Origin of the sequence: Proteus sp. G4415 (genome assembly GCF_963896075.1) — a bacterium.
Taxonomy (GTDB): domain Bacteria; phylum Pseudomonadota; class Gammaproteobacteria; order Enterobacterales; family Enterobacteriaceae; genus Proteus; species Proteus mirabilis.
Genome location: NZ_CAWQOK010000086.1, coordinates 1 through 2,045 on the forward strand (window position 1 = coordinate 1; position 2,045 = coordinate 2,045).

At 33.7% G+C, this 2,045-nt stretch carries 2 protein-coding genes; both read right to left on the bottom strand.

The features are described from left to right. Window positions 1-485: 485 nt before the first annotated feature. A complete protein-coding gene (gene fsa, locus AACU95_RS10320; protein ID WP_036907347.1) occupies window positions 486-1,148 on the bottom strand; it encodes a fructose-6-phosphate aldolase in 663 nt (220 codons plus the stop codon). A 261-nt stretch (window positions 1,149-1,409) separates the two neighbouring features. After that, window positions 1,410-2,021: a lytic polysaccharide monooxygenase gene (locus AACU95_RS10325; protein WP_012368460.1), complete on the bottom strand. Its 612-nt coding sequence runs from the start codon at window positions 2,019-2,021 to the stop codon at window positions 1,410-1,412. Window positions 2,022-2,045 lie beyond the last annotated feature (24 nt).

Sequence of the window (2,045 nt, forward strand, 5' to 3'; positions counted from 1 at the left end):
ATAAAATCAACTTACTGAGTTTACAGTAAGAACGGACAAAAAGAATAAAAGAACATGATAAAAGTGTTTATAAACAACAAAATAGCATAAAAATATTATATTATTAATCCATTAAAATGCTAAGGTTATAGTAATAGATTTATTTTTAGATTACCACAAAGGCAACTTATTGTTAGATATAAATCAATAATTGATTAAATTACACCTTGTCCGCGTATACGATAATTTAGCAGAGAATAATCTTACTTTAAAAACACAAATCGATATAATAAATTATTATTGCGCAATTTAATCAGATAATATTTCTACAATATAGTATAATGCTCAGCATTCTATTCTTTTTAAATAGTCTAATTCATCAGTAGAGTTTTTATTTAATATAGACAGAAAAATTGAATAAGAATAATATTTATTTTACCTATGATTATTATTTTATTGGCGCCATTAACATTAAATAGCGCCAAATAACAAACACAATAAAATCATTACAATGATTGGCGATTAAAGGCTAATGACCAATCATCAGTAAATTTATTAATCGCATCATCGACTACGGGTGAACGGATAATAGAGTAGGCAAGCTCTATCGGAAGTGTTACAGCCGAAGCGCCAGACAACAGACAATCAACCACTTGGCGTGGTGTTTTAAAACTAGCTGCCAGTATTTTAGTGGGTAAATTATGCATGGAAACCAGCGTTTGCAACTCTCTTACTACTCTCACACCATCAGAGCCTTGTCTATCCATACGATGCACATAAGGAGCGATATAATCAGCCCCTGCTAGCGCCGCCATCAACCCTTGAGACACACTGTAAATAGCAGTCCCCAATACCAACATATTTTTTTGCTTTAATTGTTTAATAGCAACCAAGCCAGCTTCAGTGACGGGAATTTTAATCACAGTATTATCGGCAATATTACCAATGCGCAATGCTTCTTCAATCATGGTATCGATATCACGGGCAATCACCTGCGCAAATATCCGCCCTTTGCCACCCATAGCGGCTTTTAATTCAGGTAATAACGTTTCAATGGGCTGCGCTGATTGAGCAATAATAGAAGGATTGGTAGTGACACCAGCAATAGGAAGCACTTGTGAAAGTTTTCTCACTTCTTCAATATCTGCGGTATCTAAATAGATTTCCATAATCGCGCCTCAATGATGTTGGTTTTAAGCTAAATAATTATAGGTATAGATTAGAAAGTAGCATTGTGAGCGAAGGATTTCCAGTCAGTTTAATGAAAATAGCGCCATTTTCACGGCGCTAACAATTAAACAAAAATAACCGTTATATTTATTTAATTCTTATCATTAATATAATTTTTTGTTATTAATCCTAGCCAAAATCTTAATAGTGTTAAGATTAACAGTATGACAAAAATAATTATTTAAATAAAATATAGCGAGTTATTTTTTAAATTCAGCATCAATAACTTGATAAAAAGCATTACCCGTATCAGCAATATCCCAAACACCTAAAATAATTTGATAACCAGAACGCTCTGGTATATTACAATTTAATGTTACGGTTTCTGTGGGTATTTTCCCATTATCATTTCGTTGGCAGAAAGGTGTTAAATCAAAATCAGCACGGGTCAATGGTTTATTAACATCCCACCCGGGTTTAGTAATAAAGAAGCGCCATGATTCAGTGCTATGTTTTGCAGTTAATGTCCACTTAAAAGTATTTTCGCCACTTTTCATTGCCACTTTATGCCAGCGATCTGCACTTTGTGCATTTAAAGCAGAAAAAGTTGCCTTTCCACCACTGGCAATTTCACCATCTGCTGGGCCACCTTTAGGGAACCCTTTATCCCCTTCAATGGATTGCGGTTCATACTGTATCGGACCACAATTTTTATTTAAATTCTCCCCTTCGGATGAACAAAGAAAAGCTCTGCTGGGTGGGATATCAATATAGCCATGCTTTAATGTCACCTCAGCTGATGCTGTTGAAATAATACCTGCAGATGATAATAATAATGTTGCAGTAAATAGCATAAGTTTATTTTTCTTCATAATAAATCCTCAATAATAATTAAA